Annotated in this window: 17 protein-coding genes, 2 tRNA genes and 1 pseudogene; 1 reads left to right on the top strand and 19 read right to left on the bottom strand. The window is 38.4% G+C overall.

All coding sequences use genetic code 11. The features are described from left to right. Positions 1-42 precede the first annotated feature (42 nt). The 16 genes and pseudogenes from ACFIKN_RS01025 to ACFIKN_RS00950 form a co-directional block, all read right to left on the bottom strand. Complete coding sequence (locus ACFIKN_RS01025; RefSeq protein ID WP_375631153.1) at positions 43-852, bottom strand: biotin--[acetyl-CoA-carboxylase] ligase; 810 nt, start codon at positions 850-852, stop codon at positions 43-45. Further along, on the bottom strand, positions 852-2,306 hold the full coding sequence (gene nuoN / locus ACFIKN_RS01020) for an NADH-quinone oxidoreductase subunit NuoN (protein ID WP_375637640.1): 1,455 nt from the start codon (positions 2,304-2,306) through the stop codon (positions 852-854). Before nuoN ends, ACFIKN_RS01025 begins: the two co-directional genes overlap by 1 nt. Before the next feature lie 17 nt (positions 2,307-2,323). Next, complete coding sequence (locus ACFIKN_RS01015; RefSeq protein ID WP_273791287.1) at positions 2,324-3,793, bottom strand: NADH-quinone oxidoreductase subunit M; 1,470 nt, start codon at positions 3,791-3,793, stop codon at positions 2,324-2,326. Beyond that, positions 3,793-5,757: an NADH-quinone oxidoreductase subunit L gene (gene nuoL, locus ACFIKN_RS01010; protein WP_375631157.1), complete on the bottom strand. Its 1,965-nt coding sequence runs from the start codon at positions 5,755-5,757 to the stop codon at positions 3,793-3,795. Before nuoL ends, ACFIKN_RS01015 begins: the two co-directional genes overlap by 1 nt. Positions 5,758-5,763: 6 nt before the next feature. After that, positions 5,764-6,072 carry an NADH-quinone oxidoreductase subunit NuoK gene (gene nuoK, locus ACFIKN_RS01005; RefSeq protein WP_273791275.1) on the bottom strand — a complete coding sequence of 103 codons (309 nt, stop codon included), beginning with the start codon at positions 6,070-6,072 and terminating at the stop codon, positions 5,764-5,766. 13 nt (positions 6,073-6,085) lie between these two features. After that, entirely contained in the window at positions 6,086-6,706 is a 621-nt protein-coding gene (locus tag ACFIKN_RS01000) for an NADH-quinone oxidoreductase subunit J (protein ID WP_375657768.1), read from the bottom strand. 94 nt (positions 6,707-6,800) lie between these two features. Further along, a complete protein-coding gene (gene nuoI / locus ACFIKN_RS00995; protein WP_273723184.1) occupies positions 6,801-7,292 on the bottom strand; it encodes an NADH-quinone oxidoreductase subunit NuoI in 492 nt (163 codons plus the stop codon). Between the two features lie 14 nt (positions 7,293-7,306). Then, on the bottom strand, positions 7,307-8,353 hold the full coding sequence (gene nuoH, locus ACFIKN_RS00990) for an NADH-quinone oxidoreductase subunit NuoH (RefSeq protein WP_375637643.1): 1,047 nt from the start codon (positions 8,351-8,353) through the stop codon (positions 7,307-7,309). 27 nt (positions 8,354-8,380) lie between these two features. Beyond that, positions 8,381-10,450 (bottom strand): NADH-quinone oxidoreductase subunit NuoG, encoded by a 2,070-nt coding sequence (gene nuoG, locus ACFIKN_RS00985; protein ID WP_375657767.1) that lies wholly within the window; start codon positions 10,448-10,450, stop codon positions 8,381-8,383. A gap of 68 nt (positions 10,451-10,518) precedes the next feature. Further along, entirely contained in the window at positions 10,519-11,823 is a 1,305-nt protein-coding gene (nuoF, locus tag ACFIKN_RS00980) for an NADH-quinone oxidoreductase subunit NuoF (RefSeq protein ID WP_273791278.1), read from the bottom strand. 145 nt (positions 11,824-11,968) lie between these two features. Beyond that, a pseudogene (gene nuoE / locus ACFIKN_RS00975) lies at positions 11,969-12,641 on the bottom strand (NADH-quinone oxidoreductase subunit NuoE). Then, positions 12,641-13,831: an NADH-quinone oxidoreductase subunit D gene (locus ACFIKN_RS00970; RefSeq protein ID WP_375654461.1), complete on the bottom strand. Its 1,191-nt coding sequence runs from the start codon at positions 13,829-13,831 to the stop codon at positions 12,641-12,643. The pseudogene nuoE and the gene ACFIKN_RS00970 overlap by 1 nt, the downstream one beginning before the upstream one ends. A 121-nt stretch (positions 13,832-13,952) precedes the next feature. Further along, positions 13,953-14,564 carry an NADH-quinone oxidoreductase subunit C gene (locus tag ACFIKN_RS00965; protein WP_273791281.1) on the bottom strand — a complete coding sequence of 204 codons (612 nt, stop codon included), beginning with the start codon at positions 14,562-14,564 and terminating at the stop codon, positions 13,953-13,955. Between the two features lie 14 nt (positions 14,565-14,578). Beyond that, entirely contained in the window at positions 14,579-15,160 is a 582-nt protein-coding gene (locus ACFIKN_RS00960; protein ID WP_273791282.1) for an NADH-quinone oxidoreductase subunit B family protein, read from the bottom strand. Beyond that, positions 15,151-15,516, bottom strand: coding sequence for an NADH-quinone oxidoreductase subunit A (locus tag ACFIKN_RS00955; RefSeq protein WP_005773599.1), 366 nt, complete (start codon positions 15,514-15,516; stop codon positions 15,151-15,153). The genes ACFIKN_RS00960 and ACFIKN_RS00955 overlap by 10 nt, the downstream gene beginning before the upstream one ends. 298 nt (positions 15,517-15,814) lie before the next feature. Further along, positions 15,815-15,891 (bottom strand) — tRNA-Asp (locus ACFIKN_RS00950). A gap of 175 nt (positions 15,892-16,066) precedes the next feature. Between ACFIKN_RS00950 and ACFIKN_RS00945 the strand changes: the two genes are divergently transcribed. Next, positions 16,067-16,142: transfer RNA gene (locus ACFIKN_RS00945), tRNA-Val, on the top strand. Between the two features lie 181 nt (positions 16,143-16,323). Here the strand turns inward: ACFIKN_RS00945 and ACFIKN_RS00940 are convergent. The 3 genes from ACFIKN_RS00940 to ACFIKN_RS00930 form a co-directional block, all read right to left on the bottom strand. Then, complete coding sequence (locus ACFIKN_RS00940; RefSeq protein WP_375657766.1) at positions 16,324-16,716, bottom strand: helix-turn-helix domain-containing protein; 393 nt, start codon at positions 16,714-16,716, stop codon at positions 16,324-16,326. Positions 16,717-16,781: 65 nt separating this feature from the next. Then, positions 16,782-17,567, bottom strand: a complete 786-nt coding sequence (locus tag ACFIKN_RS00935; protein ID WP_375643812.1) for a DNA adenine methylase — start codon at positions 17,565-17,567, stop codon at positions 16,782-16,784. Between the two features lie 24 nt (positions 17,568-17,591). Beyond that, positions 17,592-17,793 (bottom strand): hypothetical protein (locus ACFIKN_RS00930; protein ID WP_375657765.1); only part of this gene is annotated, 202 nt, incomplete at its 5' end.

Here is a 17,793-nt window from a genome sequence, read left to right as displayed (position 1 = left end):
CATCTCCCAAATCATTAAGGTATCTGATGATAAAATAATTTTTCAATAACGACCTGCATTAATAGAATCAGCGGAACCAAAATGAACATCTCCAGCTGTTATAATGGCTGTCTGACCGTCTTTTTGCTTTATGATGCAGTTAAAATCACTATCAAGACCATCAAAAATACCCTCAATGACTTTTTCATCATTCACCACTTTGACATGTTTTCCAAGGTGAGCGGAATATAAAAGCCATTTTTTTCGGATTATTTCACATCCTTTTGGTTGTTTCCAAAGAAGGTAATTTTTAGAAAAACACTCCGTCAAAACCGTAAATAATTGTTCTGCATCAATATGCAAACCGATATTCTTTAAGCTTGAAGTGGAATAAGGTGCATCTTCATAATTATATTTCACATTTATTCCAATACCAATAACCAAGGCATATTGTTGTGATGACAATTTTAAAATCTCAAGCAAAACTCCAGAGCTTTTTTCTCCTTTGAGCAAAATATCGTTTGGCCATTTTAAGCTCACAATATTGTTTGTCTGCTTTTCCTCTTTTATCAATTGTTTTATTGCCTCTGCCACACTTACTCCAGCAACAAAGCCAAGTTGAGCCGCAGTTTGATGAACAATATCATCAATTAATAAAAGACTAGAATAAAGGTTCCCTTTTGGACTAGACCAAGTCCTCCCTCTTCTTGCTCTTCCCTGTGATTGTTCTTGTGCAACAATCCAAAGATTACCTTGATGACCAGTTTTCGCTTTTCGTTGCGCAATGAGATTTGTTGAATCAACACTATCGTACGCTTCAACAGTATATCCCTGTTTTTGTGCAAAATCTGATAAAGTATAAACCATATTCATTAAAACAATGCTGTTGCTGCTTTTTCTGCTAGCTCAGCGAACCAAACTCCAAAAAGCGCGTAAAATAAAATAAAGAATACAGAAAGACTAAGACAAAACTGAAGCTCATTCGATAAAGCAACAAAATGCGCTTTTGCATCATCAAACCACATAATTTTAATGACTCTCAAATAGTAAAAAGCCCCAACGACAGACGCTATCATCCCCACGACAGCAAGTGGAGTAAGTCCAGCGTGGACAGCCGCAGAAAATGTATACCACTTTCCAAAAAAACCAGCCATAGGAGGTATGCTTGCTAAAGAAAAAAGCTGTATTGTCATCACAACAGCCATAAAAGGATTCGTCTTTGCTAACCCTGAAAGATCATAAATATTTTCAACATTGCCATTCTGAGAGCGCATTCCAAGAATAAAGGCAAATGAACCAATCGTCATTCCAAGATAAATCGTCATATAAAGAATAACACTTTTTACTCCTAGCATATCTCCAGCAGATAAACCAACAAGTGCATAGCCCATATGACTGATCGACGAATAAGCCATTAAGCGCTTAATATTATTTTGACCAATTGCAGCAAAAGCACCCAGTATCATTGATGCAATCGCCATGAACACCAAAATTTGTTGCCATGCAGGCATCACGTTATCAACACGCCCTAGGGGAATAAAGGTCGTCACAATAATACGGATGATTAAAGCCATTGCAGCAACTTTAGGGGCACCAGCAAAAAATGCTGTAATCGGTGTGGGCGCTCCTTCATAAACATCAGGTGTCCACATATGAAATGGAACAGCAGAAATTTTGAAAGCCAAACCAGCTAAAATAAAGACAATTCCAAAAATGACCCCCAATTGTACATTCTTACCTTTTAAAGCAAGAGCAATTTCGTGAAAACCAATTTGACCGGTAAAACCATAAAGTAAAGAAATACCATAAAGAAGCAACCCTGAAGATAATGCTCCTAAAACAAAGTATTTTATACCGGCTTCAGAAGATTTCACATTATTACGATTAATCGCTGCTAAAACATATAAAGCTAAAGATTGCAATTCTAACCCCATATAAAGCGACAGCATATTACCCGCTGAAATCATAAACATCATTCCAAGGGTTGCTAAAAGAACAAGCACTGGAAACTCAAATATATTAAACTTTTGTGCATTGGCAAAACCAACAGACATGATAAGAGAAAAGAGTGCACCAATAAGCATTAAAATTTTCATATAACGACTAAAGGAATCGATAACGAGCGCATTGGTTTGAAATGAACCATTTTTCGGAAAAACTATAAGAATAATAATGGTTGCCACAAGAAGTGCCATGGCTAAACCTGTCACTGTTAAAGAAGCACGTGTATTGGAATAAACACCAATCATAAGTAGCACGACAGCTCCTAATGCAATTAAAAGCTCTGGAAGAATTAAGACTAATTGCGCTATTATTTCAGTTTGCATGTGCATTCTTCCCTTATCTAGTGCAGTTTATTGATGAGGGTTTCTACGGAAAACGCCGTTGCCTTAAGAATAGGCGTTGGATAGATACCAAAGAATATTGTAAGAATAACCATTGGATAAAGGAGGAATTTTTCTCTTAAAGAAAGATCTATTAATACTTTTAAATTCTCTTTATCCAAGGAACCAAAAACCACACGCCGATAAAGATAAAGGGCATAGGCTGCCGATAAGATAACACCTGTTGTTGCTAAAACAACAACCAATTTATTTACTTGAAAAACACCTATTAAGGTTAAAAACTCACCCAAAAATCCTGAGCTTCCAGGCAAACCAACATTTGCCATAGTGAAAATTAAGAAAACAACAGCATATTTAGGCATATTATTCACTAAACCACCAAACGCTGAAATTTCACGTGTATGCAAGCGATCATAGATAACCCCAACACAAAGAAACAATGCTGCTGAAACAATTCCATGGGATAGCATCTGATAAATAGCCCCTTGTATCCCCTGTTCATTTGCAGCAAAAATACCCATTGTCACATACCCCATATGCGCTATTGAAGAATAAGCAATAAGTTTTTTGATGTCACTTTGAACAAGTGCAACCAGTGATGTATAAATAATAGCGATAAGCGATAATGTGAAAACAAAAGGCGCAAAATCTGCTGAAGCGATAGGAAACATAGGCAAAGAAAAACGAAGAAAACCATACCCACCTAATTTGAGTAAGACACCAGCTAAAATAACGGAACCCGCTGTCGGTGCTTCTACGTGAGCATCAGGGAGCCATGTATGAACTGGCCACATTGGCATTTTAACTGCGAAAGAAGCAAAAAATGCAAGCCATAGCCATATTTGCATATGAGCAGGAAACTGATAATTGAGTAAAGTTGGTATATCAAGTGTCCCAGCCTCCCAATACATAACCATAAGAGCAACCAGCATAAGCACTGAACCAAGTAAAGTATATAAGAAAAACTTTATACTTGCATAAACACGACGTGCTCCTCCCCATACACCTATAATGATAAACATTGGAATAAGGCTGCCTTCAAAAAAAACATAGAATAGCATTGCATCAAGAGCACAAAAAACGCCAATAATCGCAACTTCTAGAAGAAGAAACGCAATCATATAAGCCTTTAATCTCTCTTTAACATTCTCCCAACTTGCTAAAATACAGAAAGGCAAAAGAAAAGCCGAGAGAACAACAAAAAGAATAGAAATACCATCAACCCCCATATGATAGCTAATACCCCCCCCTAACCAACTGGATTTTTCAACCATTTGAAAATTTTGGTTGCTAGAATCAAATCCTATCCAAATAATTAAAGAAATAATAAAAACAAATAGAGTCGTAAAAAATGCGACATTACGTATATTATGGCGTGCTACTTCACTATCATCTTTGATAAACAAAATCAGAAGCACACCAACAAGCGGCAAAAATGTAACCGTAGAAAGAATAGGCCAATCGGTCATTAGTTCACGCCCCCGATCATCATCCATGTAATGAGCAATGCAACGCCGATAAGCATTGCAAATGCATAGTGGTAAAGATAGCCTGTTTGCATTCGAACAACTCTATTTGTAATATCAACAACACGCGCTGCAATACCATTAGGACCTAGACCATCAATAATCTTACCGTCTCCCACTTTCCAAAGAAAAGAACCAATTCTAAAGGTAGGACGAACAAACAAAAAGTTATATAATTGATCGAAATACCATTTTTGGTAAAGAAAGTTATATGTTCTTGGCATAATACGAACCATTTTCTTAGGAAGAGATGGGATAGAAACATAAAATAAATAAGCTAAGATAAACCCAAGAAGCATCGCTATGAATGGCGACCATTTTACCCAATTAAAGACATGGTGGGCATCATGAAGAATGTGATTATGGCTGCTTGTAAATAATGCTCCCTTCCAAAAAGCATTATACAACTCACCAAAAAAGTAAGGTTGGAAAACGACACCAGAAAATATTGCTCCAATAGATAAAAGAAAGAGTGGAATCAACATAACTGGAGGCGATTCATGAACATGATGCATCACATCAACTGTTGCCCGTGGTTTACCATGGAATGTCATAAAGATAAGCCGCCATGAATAGAAACTTGTTAAAAAGGCAGCAAAAACAAGAAGATAAAAAGCATATCCTGAAGCAATATTATGAGATGCAAAAGCAGACTCTATAATCGCATCTTTTGAGAAAAAACCTGCAGTCCCGAAAAGTGTTCCTGGAATTCCAACACCGGTCAAGGCAATGGTCCCGACCATCATCATCCAATAGGTGACCTTTATATGTTTGCGTAACCCACCCATTTTTCGCATATCTTGTTCATCAGATACAGCATGAATCACAGAACCTGCACCAAGAAACAATAAGGCTTTAAAAAAAGCATGCGTAAAAAGATGAAAGACAGCAGCGCCATAAGCTCCAACACCTAATGCCACAAACATATAACCAAGTTGAGAGCATGTAGAATAAGCAATAACACGCTTAATATCATTCTGCACCAACCCCACAGTTGCTGCAAAAAACGCTGTTGTTGCACCAACAATAATAATCACGGTCAAAGCAGTCGAAGAAAGTTCAAAAATTGGCGACATACGCGCAACCATAAAAACACCAGCCGTTACCATCGTAGCAGCATGAATAAGCGCTGATACAGGGGTTGGTCCTTCCATTGCATCAGGCAGCCAAGTATGTAAAAGAAATTGTGCGGATTTTCCCATCGCACCAATAAATAATAAAAGACATGTAATGGTAATTGCCGTCTGCCCATCAAATTGCCAATCTAAAAATGTCACATTTTGTATAAAGCTCTTGTCGGCAGCTTTTGCAAAAATAGAGGCAAAATCAACCGATTGGAACAAAACAAAAATACTAAAGATTCCTAAGAGAAAACCAAAGTCTCCAACACGGTTAACTACAAAAGCTTTCATTGCGGCCTTATTAGCAGAATCGCGCTGAAACCAAAAACCGATGAGTAAATAAGAAGCAAGTCCGACACCTTCCCATCCAAAAAACATCTGAATCAAATTATTGGATGTGACCAACATAAGCATCATAAATGTAAATAAAGAAAGATAAGAAAAAAAACGAGACCTTGAAGGATCATGATGCATATAACCAATTGAATAAATATGCACCAATGCCGAAACACTGTTTACAACAATAAGCATGACAGCTGTTAATGCATCAACATGTAAAGCCCAATTAAAGCTTAAGTCACCAACAGTCATCCAATGTAATACCGATACATCAATCGCTGGAATATGACCAAGTGCAGTACTGAAAAATGCTATCCACGATAATATGGCAACAACAACCATAAAGCTACATGTTATCAATTCACTCGCACGATCTCCTATCGTTTTTCCACCTAGTGCAGCAATTAAAAAACCCAAAAGCGGAAGAAAGACAATCGTATAATACATCACTGGTTAGCCTTTCATTACATTAACATCTTCAACCGCAATGGAACCACGATTACGGAAAAAAACGACCAGAATTGCTAAACCAATGGCAGCTTCAGCAGCTGCTACGGTTAAGACAAATAAAGCAAATACCTGACCAACGAGATCATGAAGAAATGCTGAAAATGCAACAAAATTGAGATTAACTGAAAGCAATATAAGCTCAATGGACATCAAGATAATAATCACGTTTTTTCTGTTGAGAAAAATTCCAGCAATACCAATTGTAAACATCAAAGCAGAAACAGTGAGATAATGTGTAATATCAATATACATCTACATAGCCCCCTTATATACCTTTGCCTGATTCAACTTGTTTGATTTCAATAGCACTTTCTACCGTTCTAGAAACTTGCTCCGCAATAGATTGCCGCTTTACTCCTAATTTATGACGAAGTGTTAGAACAATAGCTCCAATCATTGCAACCAATAAAATCATTCCAGCAATTTGAAAATAGAAAACATAATCCGTATAGAGAATATCACCTAATGCTTGTGTATTTGTTCGCTGGGCTAAATCTGGTATTGGTTGCGTAACATGCGTTCTCAAGATTGGAGAAAAATAGCTACTCATAAAAACAACAATCAATTCTACAGCGATAATAACACCAATAAGAGCTCCAATAGGAGCATACCGAAGAGTTCCACTCTTTAACTCAGCAAAATCAACGTCAAGCATCATAACGACAAATAAAAATAAAACAGCGACAGCTCCAACATACACAACAAGCAGAATAAGCCCTAAAAACTCTGCCCCTGCAAGTAAAAACAAAGCTGCTGCATTAAAAAATGCGAGGATTAAAAACAAAACAGAATGCACTGGATTGCGTGCTGTAATAACAATAACTGCACTTGTTAGCATAATAAAAGCAAACAAATAGAAAAATGCCGCCGCTAGATCTGTTAGCATAGGCTTCTCCTTAATTATTCAAACAATTGGTATAAACTTCATACCAGATTACAATTTATCGGAAAAATATCCGACACCTCATTTAACGATACACTTAACGATAAGGCGCATCCATCAATATATTTCGAGCAATTTCTCGCTCCCAGCGATCTCCATTCAATAAAAGCTTTTCTTTATCATAATAAAGTTCTTCACGTGTTTCCGTCGCAAACTCAAAATTTGGACCTTCGACAATAGCCTCAACCGGACAAGCTTCTTGACAAAAACCACAGTAAATACATTTAACCATATCGATATCATAACGGACAGTTCTACGTGTACCATCATTGCGCCGTGGCCCAGCTTCAATTGTAATCGCTTGAGCAGGACAAATCGCTTCACATAATTTACAAGCAATACACCGTTCTTCACCATTTGGATAGCGACGCAATGCATGCTCACCGCGAAAACGCTGAGATACAAAACCTTTTTCATAAGGATAATTAATCGTGGGCTTTGGTGAAAAAAATTGGCGCATAGCTAAGAAAAAAGCACTCACAAATTCCAATAGAAGAAGTGACTTTGCCGCCTGAATGAAACCTGACATCGTAAAATCTCCTCTTAAACGAAATCCGTAAACTTTAAAAAAGCAGCAGTTATCACAACCATTGCTAGTGAGAGAGGAAGAAAAACCTTCCAACCAAGCCGCATGAGCTGATCATAGCGATAACGTGGAACAAATGCTTTAACCATAGCAAACCAAAAAAATACAAAACAGACTTTTAAAACAAACCAAATGATACCAGGAACCCAATTAAGCCACCAAACATCTAAAGGAGGCAGCCAACCGCCTAAAAATAGAATGGTTGTTAATGCGCACATTAAAACAATCGCAACATATTCACCTAAAAAGAAGAGCATGTAAGGCGTTGAAGAATATTCTACCATATGACCAGCAACAAGTTCAGATTCTGCTTCCACCAAATCGAATGGAGGACGGTTTGTCTCTGCAAGCGCAGAAATAAAAAATATAATAAACATTGGAAAAAGGACCAACCAATTCCAATCGAGAAAACTGTTAAAAGGAAGACCAAGAGTTGTACCAAAACCATGACTTTGTTTAAGAACAATTGTTGTAAGATCCAACGAACCACTCACTAAAATAACGGTCACAAGCACAAAACCAATGGAAACTTCATAAGAAACCATTTGTGCCGCCGAACGAAGAGCTCCTAAGAAAGGATATTTTGAATTTGATGCCCATCCCCCCATAATAACACCATAAACTTCAAGAGATGAAATGGCTAAAATATAAAGCAAGCCAACATTAATCTTCGCAACCTCCCAACCCTCATTGACAGGAATAACAGCCCAAGTTGATAAAGCAAGTGTCGCTGAAACAAAAGGAGCCAAAAGAAAAACCCCCTTATTTGCACCTGCTGGGATAATAGGTTCTTTCACAACAAATTTAATTAAATCTGCAAAAGACTGTAACAATCCCCATGGACCAACAACGTTTGGTCCACGACGCAATTGTACCGCAGCCCAAATTTTTCTATCTGCGTAAAGAAGGTAAGCAACTAAGACCAAAAGAACGACCAAAAGAAGAAGTGTTTTTCCGATTATAATGAGTAATGGCAACAGCCAAGTCATAAAGAAATCATACATCATTATTCTTTTTCCTTTGCCCTTACTTTACAGTACAGTTTGCGTAGAACGATTTTTTGCAAGAGATGAACATTTAGCCATAACAGCAGAAGCACGTGCTATCGGATTTGTTAAATAAAAGTCTTTAACCATAGAAGTAAATGTTTGACTCTCGAGAGAAACCATTTTTGAACCAAGCGCCTTAAGACCACTTATATCAGAAGGCGCTATATCATCAACAGCACAAAGGTGTGGATAATCATTAAACAAGCATTGCCTTAATTGAGGAAGAGAATCAAAAGGGAGTTTTTGTCCTAAAATATCCGATAAAGCACGCAAAATAGCCCAATCTTCTTTTGCTTCACCTGGAGCAAAACCAGCCCGATTTGTCATTTGAACACGTCCTTCTGTATTCACATAAAGCCCTGATTTTTCAGTGTAAGCAGATGCAGGCAAAATAACATCAGCAGCATGTGCACCATTATCACCATGGCTCCCAATATAAACTGTAAAAGCTTTTGTATTGGCTAATTCTACTTCATCAGCACCAAGCAAAAATAGAACTTCACAGGTTTTAAGTATATTTGCAACCCCAAGCTTAGAAGTAAAGCCTATGTCTAACCCTCCAACAATCGATGCTGCATTATGAAGAACCCCAAACCCATTCCATGTCTCACTAAGAGCACCAATATTATCAGCTAATTTAGCAAGACTTTTTAAAACAGATAAACCTTCACTTCCTGAAACAGCCCCCTCTCCGATAAGAATAAGGGGCCTCTTCGCTTCTTTTAAGACATTAAAAAAAACATCCTCTCCACGAATAAGTGCCGTTAATGTATCACTCCCAGATCCAAGGTAAGAATAAGGATAACGTAAATCGACTTTCTCTCCAATTAATGCAATAGGAAAATTGCCCATCCGTTGGCGCTTTAAAATACGCGCATTTAAAACAGCTGCTTCATGACGTGGATTAGATCCCACAATAAGCAGTGCATCAGCCTGTTCAATACCTACAATTGTAGGATTAAAAATATAACTCGAGCGTCCAAACTCTGGCGATAAAACCCCCCCTCTTTGACGACAATCAAAAAGCGTTGAGCCCAAAGAGCTCAATAATGTTTTAAGGGCATACATTTCTTCAACAGAAGCAAGATCTCCAGCAATGGCTCCAATTTTTTCTGGAAAAATTTTAGAGATCACCATTTTAATTTTTGCAAAAGCTTCTGTCCAACTGACAGGTTGAAGCTTTCCATCTTTGCGTACATATGGCTTATCAAGCCGCTGAGTCCGTAATCCATCCCAAATAAAACGCGTTTTATCAGAGATCCATTCCTCATTTACATCTTCATTCGTACGCGGCATAATCCGCATAACTTCACGGCCGCGGCTATCAATACGGATAGCACTACCGAGCGCATCCATCACATCAATCGATTCCGTTTTTACCAATTCCCACGGACGTGCATGAAACGCATAAGGTTTTGAAGTTAAAGCTCCCACTGGACAAAGATCAATAACATTTCCCTGTAACTCAGATGTCATAGCTTTTTCAAGATACGTCGTAATTTCAGCATCTTCACCACGACCGATCAAACCAAGCTCAGAAATACCTGCAACTTCCGTTGTAAAACGCACACACCGTGTACAATGAATACATCGTGTCATAACAGTTTTGACAAGAGGTCCAATATATTTATCTTCTACAGCACGTTTATTTTCTGTATAACGAGAACAATCTCGTCCATAAAGCATTGCTTGATCTTGAAGATCACACTCTCCCCCTTGATCACACACTGGACAATCCAAAGGATGATTAATGAGAAGAAATTCCATAACACCTTCACGTGCTTTTTTTACCATCGCCGTATTGGTAAAAATTTCAGGTGCTTCACCGTTAGGCCCTACTCGTAAATCACGAACCCCCATAGCACAAGAAGCCTGAGGTTTTGGAGGACCACCCTTAACCTCAACTAAACACATACGACAATTTCCAGCAATTGATAAAGATTCATGAAAACAAAAACGTGGCACTTCAACACCCGCCGCCTCAGCAGCCTGAAGCAACGTGTAGTAATCAGGAACTTCAATCTCTTTGCCATCAACTTTGATATTTATCATCACCCATCCAACCTGCGGATAACCCACTTAAAATTTGCATTCGGTTGCTCTTAGAACAAAATCCGTTATTAAACCGCTTCTAAAGCAATATTTTTGCTTTGGACTACATTTCGCGTGTATTCATCAATTCTACGCTCGATTTCCGGACGAAAATTACGTATCAACCCCTGTACAGGCCATGCGGCAGCATCACCAAGCGCACAAATAGTGTGTCCTTCAACCTGTTTAGACACTTCAAACAAAAGATCAATCTCGCGTTTTTGCGCTCTTCCTTCAACCATACGCCCTAAAAGACGCATCATCCACCCCGTCCCCTCACGACACGGTGTACACTGTCCACAACTCTCGTGCTTGAAAAAAGCAGCTATACGCCAAATTGCCTTGATAATATCGGTTGATTTATCCATAACAATCATTCCCCCTGTGCCAAAAGAAGACCCGACATCTCTCATCCCATCAAAATCCATGATCGCATCGATCATATCCTCACCACGAACGACTGGACAAGAAGCCCCCCCTGGAATAACCGCCAAAAGATTATTCCATCCACCACGAACACCACCCGTATGTTTTTCAATTAATTCACGGAATGAAACACCAAGAGCGTCTTCAAATGTACAAGGTGCATTAACATGCCCTGAAACCATAAATAATTTCGTTCCAACATTATTTGCTCGTCCAATTGATGAAAACCACGAAGCACCCCGCCGCAAAATCGTTGGAACAACGGCAATAGACTCTACATTATTTACTGTTGTTGGACAGCCATAAACCCCCATATTGGCAGGAAATGGTGGCTTAAGCCGAGGTTGCCCCTTTTTTCCTTCAAGACTTTCAAGAAGAGCCGTTTCTTCACCACAAATATAAGCACCAGCTCCATGATGAATAACAATATCACAAGCATGCCCATATTTCGTTTTTTTGCCAAGTAACCCCGCATCATAGCACTCATCAACGGCAGCTTGAAGCGCTTCACGTTCACGAATATATTCACCACGAATATAAATAAAAGCAACATTGGCTCCCATAGCAAAAGTAGCGATTACACATCCTTCAATCAAAGTATGGGGGTCATGACGTAAAATATCACGGTCTTTACAAGTTCCAGGTTCAGATTCATCGGCATTGACAACCAAATAATGAGGACGCCCATCATTCTGCTTTGGCATAAAGGACCACTTCATTCCAGTAGGAAAACCAGCACCACCACGACCGCGTAAACCCGATGCCTTCACTTCGTCAATGATCCAATCACGACCTTTGTCAATCATCTCTTTCAGACCATTCCAATGCCCACGCAACATCGCAGCCTTTAATGATTTGTCTTTTAAGCCATAAATATTGGTGAAGATACGATCTTTATCAGCTAGCATACCTCACCTTTTTTCTATTACCCATAGCATTTTCCGCTTTTCCTCAAATGCAATTTTTAAATATCTTTTCAAGACTTCTTACTTTTCGTTAAATGTTGCCATCATGGGTAGAATAATAAAATATTTTTTCAAGAAAAATACTTAATTATGTTCCCATTCTTTCCTTATCCTTTTTTGGTGAAGACTTGAGAGATCTTTTTTTCTTTCTCATCATCAATAAGAGAAGTTAAACCACTAATCGGTTCCGACGATTTACGACTATTTTGTGGACCAACCGCTATCTCAGAACTTTCACCCGCTTCAAATGCATCAATAATTTCTTCAAGGCGTTCAGCTGTAAGATCTTCATAAGTATCTTTAAAAATCATAACCATCGGAGCATTAACACAAGCACCAAGACACTCTACCTCTTCCCATGATAAGGTTCCATCCTGATTGGTCGCAAAAGGTTCATGATGAATTTTTTTCTGACAAACTTTAATCAATTCATCAGAACCACGTAACATACAAGGCGTTGTACCACAAACTTGAATATGCGCTTTTGTTCCAACAGGCTTAAGCTGAAACTGAGTATAAAAAGTAGCAACTTCTAAGACACGGATATAAGCCATGGAAAGAATCTGAGCAATATGCTCAATCGCAGCACGTGTCACCCAACCATCTTGCTCTTGAGCGCGCATTAATAATGGAATTACAGCAGACTGCTGACGCCCTACAGGATATTTTTTTATGGTATTTTGTACCCATATCTGATTTTCTTTTGTAAAAGAAAACTCAGCCGGCTGATAAACATCATCTGCAAGACGGCGTACGGACATTAGCGATCAACCTCCCCAAAAACAATATCAATCGAACCCAAAATAGCTGTAGCATCTGCCAACATATGACCTCTGGTTAAAAAATCCATAGCTTGGAGATGAGCAAACCCAGGAGCACGCAACTTGACACGATAAGGCTTATTGGTCCCATCAGAAACAAGATAAACACCAAACTCACCCTTCGGAGCTTCCACAGCAACATATACTTCTCCAGGAGGTGTATGAAAACCTTCCGTATAGAGTTTAAAGTGATGAATCAGTGCTTCCATCGAGCTTTTCATTTCACTCCGCGTCGGTGGTACGATTTTGCGATCCAAGCTCGAAACCGGTCCATTTTTTTCAGTACTCAGTAAACGCTCCACACATTGGCGCATGATTTTCGCTGATTGACGCATTTCTTCCATACGAATAAGATAGCGATCATAACAATCGCTATTTTTACCTACAGGAATATCGAATTCCATTTCATCGTAACATTCATAAGGCTGACTTTTACGCAAATCCCATGGAACACCAGCTCCACGAATCATAACCCCAGAAAAACCGCGTGCCCAAGCTTCATCAATACTTACAACGCCAATATCCACATTACGCTGCTTAAAAATCCGATTTGGGGTCACAAGCGCATCAAGTTTTCCGAGAGAAACAAGAAATGGATCAATAAAATCACCAATATCTTCAACTAAAGATTCTGGTAAATCTTGATGCACGCCACCGGGACGAAAATAATTTGCATGAAGACGAGCACCACAGGCACGCTCATAAAAAATCATCAACCTTTCACGTTGCTCAAACCCCCAAAGCGGTGGTGTTAAAGCGCCAACATCCATTGCCTGTGTCGTTACATTAAGCAAATGATTAAGAATACGCCCAATTTCAGAAAACAAAACACGTATTAATTGCCCTCTTTTAGGAACTTTAATATCTAATAACTTTTCAATAGCAAGAACAAAGGCATGTTCCTGATTCATAGGAGCAACATAATCCAAACGATCCAGATAAGGACCCGCTTGAAGATAAGTCTTTGTTTCCATTAATTTTTCAGTACCGCGATGCAACAACCCAATATGTGGATCTACACGCTCAACAACTTCACCGTCCAACTCCAGAACCATGCGCAAAACCCCATGCGCGGCAGGATGCTGCGGACCAAAATTGATATTAAAGTTTCGAACATTGACCTCAGCCACAATCAACCCCTTGCTTTTTAAAAAACTTCATATCAAATATCAAAAAAATCTATCACGCTAAAAAATATTTAATTATTTAAGAAATACAGTACTCTAATATAATGCCTTATCAAAACCAATATTATTTTTTTTCATCTGCTTTTCCATCACGTGGCAAAGTATACTGTCCTCCTTCCCAAGGAGACAGAAAATCAAAATTACGCATCTCTTGGCGCAAAACAACAGGCTCATAAATCACCCTCTTTGCTTCATTATCATAACGGCATTCAACAAATCCTGTCACAGGAAAGTCTTTGCGTAAAGGATATCCTTCAAACCCATAATCTGTTAAAATCCGTCTCAAATCCGGATGTCCTGAAAATAAAATCCCATACATATCATACGTTTCTCGTTCATACCACTCTGCACCAGGATAAACCGTACAAGCTGAAGCAACAGGAGTATTTTCATCAGTACGAACCTTTACACGTAAGCGTAAATTCTCACGAGGAGATAACAATTGGTAAGAAACATCAAAGCGCTTATCGCGAGAAGGATAATCCACACCACTAATGTCTGTAAGATTAATAAATTGACAGCGAGAATCATCTCGAACAAACATTAAGACATCGATAATTGCATCAAGACGTGCCACAATGGTCAATTCACCAAAAGCAAGAACAGTCTCTTCAAGCTTATTTTTTAACTTGTTTTCCAAATAAGCAGCAAGTTCAACCAATGTTTCATCCACCATGACAAGAAAACTCTCTATCGCTCTATGGATCCGGTACGACGGATTTTTTTCTGTAACAACAATATGCCGTATAATAATGCCTCTGCTGTAGGTGGACACCCTGGAACATATATATCGACAGGCACGATACGATCACATCCCCGCACTACTGAATAGGAATAATGATAATATCCCCCACCGTTTGCACATGATCCCATAGAAATCACATAACGTGGCTCAGGCATCTGATCATAAACCTTCCTTAAAGCAGGCGCCATCTTATTTGTGAGCGTACCAGCAACCACCATCACATCGGACTGGCGGGGTGAAGCTCGTGGTGCATATCCAAAACGCTCATTATCATAATGAGGCATTGAGCATTGCATCATTTCGATAGCACAACAAGCCAAACCAAAACTCATCCACATTAAAGAACCGGTACGTGCCCAAGTAATCAAAGCATCTGCCGAGGTAACTAAAAAACCCTTATCTGATAATTCAGCATTGATATCACGAAAAAACTTATCATCAGATCCTATCAGCCCACCAGTATTTGGATCAATGATTCCTTTTGGTTTTGGAGCTGTAATCGTTGAATTATTAGATCTTAATTCCATTCAAGAGCTCCTTTTTTCCATTCATATATAAATCCAATAGTCAAAATCGCTAAAAACACAATCATCGACCAAAAGCCAAACATACCTATTGATTCGAATGAAACAGCCCAAGGAAAAAGAAAAGCAACTTCAAGATCAAAAATAATAAATAAAATTGATACCAAATAGAAACGAATATCAAACTTCATGCGTGCATCACTAAATGAATTAAACCCACATTCATAAGCCGATAACTTTTCAGGATCGGGGGAACGATATGCTACAATGTAAGGTGTAATCAACAAAACTCCAGCAATAACCGCTGACACAATAATGAAAATCAAGACTGGTAAGTAAGAGCTCAATAAATAAGCCATAACCCTCTTCCATCGTAACGAAATGCCTGAGTTAACACAATGATTCAATATTGCGAGACCAAACAGACAAATTTAACAATCGCTCTATTAACTCTATTCATACTGCTTCAAAGGCATACAGAGCGATACTTTTCTTATCGGCATAGGTAACGCAGAGCAAAGAAAGACGCAAGCCCTATTCTTATAAACCATATAAAAAGAAAGAAAAAACATATTTATCCCCCAATCAAATACTCCACCACCTCACTTATAGCATATGGATACTTAAAAAAAGGAAATTTCATAAGGAATCAAGAAATGGCGCGAGTGACGGGGCTCGAACCCGCGACCTCCGGCGTGACAGGCCAGCACTCTAACCAACTGAGCTACACCCGCGCATTTTTTTTTCGAACCAATTTAATTTGGTACAAGCGGTCGTGTAAGGGGTTCACGCGTTTATGTCAAGAAGGATTATGCATTTTTAAAAAAAATTATCAAATACCATCTTTATTCTTGCGTTTAGAAAAATTTTTCCTTAAAGAGTCTCCATTCAATTGCTGATCATTGCATTGGGCGATTAGCTCAGCTGGTAGAGCGCCTCGTTTACACCGAGGATGTCGGGAGTTCGAGTCTCTCATCGCCCACCATATAGCTTTATATTCCTATTAAGCTGTTGATTCTTCATATGTTTTTTTAAGTGAGGGACGCGTAAATAAAAGTTNTCTCTCATCGCCCACCATATAGCTTTATATTCCTATTAAGCTGTTGATTCTTCATATGTTTTTTTAAGTGAGGGACGCGTAAATAAAAGTTAGGGAATAGGATTTTCTAACATTTCTCTACAACAGTAGCATTTTCTTTTCTTTGCGCTTCGCTAATCATCTCTAATAATGTTTTGAATGCTTCTAAATCCTCTTGTGAAAAATCTTTTAAAGTTCTAAAAAACATGCCAACAGCTTCACCTCTCAACGGATCAGAAGTCTTGATTGTAAAACTTTTGCGACAAGCATCCGATTCTCTTCTCAAAATTTCTGCTACCTCTTGATCTAAAGCATAGAGTTCAATTATCTTTTCCTCCAGTCCTACAGGAACAGATTTTTTGCCAATTTCTACAGCAGATAAAAATGATACAGATATGTCTAATTTCTTAGCCATATCTAAAAGGCGTTCGGAGTGATCAATGCGAAGTTTCCGTAAAATTTTACCAAAAGATGTAACCATATAAAAAGTCCTATTAGAGAAGAAATATTTTCTTCTGATTCTAACAAATCTTTTTATGATTTTCTTCAATTATTACGAATCAAGAGTTCTTTTCGGGGTGGTTTTTTAGCAAAACCAGAGGTCCAAAGGGTCTCTAATTCTAAAAAGTCAAAATCCTTAAAGATCTCTCGAACCGCATCACAATCATTTAGACTCAAGACAAATTTGCCTTGTATGCTTTTGAGAACTTTTGCCATACTCACAAAATCATCTTCAACAAAATTCCCAGAGCTGTAACACTTCTTCTTCACTAGATAAGGCGGGTCTAGGTAAAATAAACTGTCGGGTGCATCAAATAGCTCGATAACCCGTTCCCACGACAAATTTAAGATTGTCGTATCAAGAAGCTTCTGTCTAACACGCCTCATCCTTGATAACAGCTTTTCGGGATTAAACTCTGCCGTTCTTTTCCTTCCAAAACTAAAAGAGACATACTCTTTTTTCCCATACATCACACAACGTTGGAGAAACAAAAAACGTGCGGCTCTTTCAACTTTGGAAAGGCTTTCTGGATCAATCGCCGCAAGTTCAAAAAACAACTGTCTTGAACAAACAAACCATTCTAGTCGTTTGGCTAAATCATCAAAGTTATTTTGAACACATTGAAACAGGTTCGTGATCTCTCCATTCAAATCATTAATAACGGAATATTTTGCTGGTCTTTTATTTAGGAAAATAACACCAGAGCCTAAAAACGGTTCAACATAGGTTTCATGGTCAATATTATTTAAAATCGGTATAATTTTCTTACGCAGATAGTGTTTACCACCCATCCACGCAAACAATGTTTGTGTAAATTCTTGTTTCATCATATTTTTAAAGGAGAGATTTGATATTTAACTTTTGGTTAACCATCTTTTAAGATGTGAGAAGCTATTCTCTATGGCGTCCACAAAACGGGAAAAATCTATTACAAACATAAAGACAATAAAGGCTATCAATTTCATGATGCGTGACATCATCTTTAAGCCTTGATAGGTCTCTATCATCTCGTGAAGGAGCTGTTGTTCTTTTTCTGTAAGATCTTTATCTTTGCTG

The sequence above is a fragment of the Bartonella sp. CL436QHHD genome, assembly GCF_042195105.1.
Classification (GTDB): Bacteria; Pseudomonadota; Alphaproteobacteria; order Rhizobiales; family Rhizobiaceae; genus Bartonella.
This window is presented reverse-complemented; position numbering and strand designations above follow the sequence as displayed.

Excerpts from the sequence above, each read along its gene's own strand:
- ACFIKN_RS01025 (WP_375631153.1), bottom strand. The coding sequence starts at position 852 with ATGAATATGGTTTATACTTTATCAGATTTTGCACAAAAACAGGGATAT.
- nuoN (WP_375637640.1), bottom strand. The coding sequence starts at position 2,306 with ATGCAAACTGAAATAATAGCGCAATTAGTCTTAATTCTTCCAGAGCTT.
- ACFIKN_RS01015 (WP_273791287.1), bottom strand. The coding sequence starts at position 3,793 with ATGACCGATTGGCCTATTCTTTCTACGGTTACATTTTTGCCGCTTGTT.
- nuoL (WP_375631157.1), bottom strand. The coding sequence starts at position 5,757 with ATGTATTATACGATTGTCTTTCTTCCGCTTTTGGGTTTTTTAATTGCT.
- nuoK (WP_273791275.1), bottom strand. The coding sequence starts at position 6,072 with ATGTATATTGATATTACACATTATCTCACTGTTTCTGCTTTGATGTTT.
- ACFIKN_RS01000 (WP_375657768.1), bottom strand. The coding sequence starts at position 6,706 with ATGCTAACAGATCTAGCGGCGGCATTTTTCTATTTGTTTGCTTTTATT.
- nuoI (WP_273723184.1), bottom strand. The coding sequence starts at position 7,292 with ATGTCAGGTTTCATTCAGGCGGCAAAGTCACTTCTTCTATTGGAATTT.
- nuoH (WP_375637643.1), bottom strand. The coding sequence starts at position 8,353 with ATGTATGATTTCTTTATGACTTGGCTGTTGCCATTACTCATTATAATC.
- nuoG (WP_375657767.1), bottom strand. The coding sequence starts at position 10,450 with ATGATAAATATCAAAGTTGATGGCAAAGAGATTGAAGTTCCTGATTAC.
- nuoF (WP_273791278.1), bottom strand. The coding sequence starts at position 11,823 with ATGCTAGCTGATAAAGATCGTATCTTCACCAATATTTATGGCTTAAAA.
- ACFIKN_RS00965 (WP_273791281.1), bottom strand. The coding sequence starts at position 14,564 with ATGGTGGATGAAACATTGGTTGAACTTGCTGCTTATTTGGAAAACAAG.
- ACFIKN_RS00960 (WP_273791282.1), bottom strand. The coding sequence starts at position 15,160 with ATGGAATTAAGATCTAATAATTCAACGATTACAGCTCCAAAACCAAAA.
- ACFIKN_RS00955 (WP_005773599.1), bottom strand. The coding sequence starts at position 15,516 with ATGGCTTATTTATTGAGCTCTTACTTACCAGTCTTGATTTTCATTATT.
- ACFIKN_RS00940 (WP_375657766.1), bottom strand. The coding sequence starts at position 16,716 with ATGGTTACATCTTTTGGTAAAATTTTACGGAAACTTCGCATTGATCAC.
- ACFIKN_RS00935 (WP_375643812.1), bottom strand. The coding sequence starts at position 17,567 with ATGATGAAACAAGAATTTACACAAACATTGTTTGCGTGGATGGGTGGT.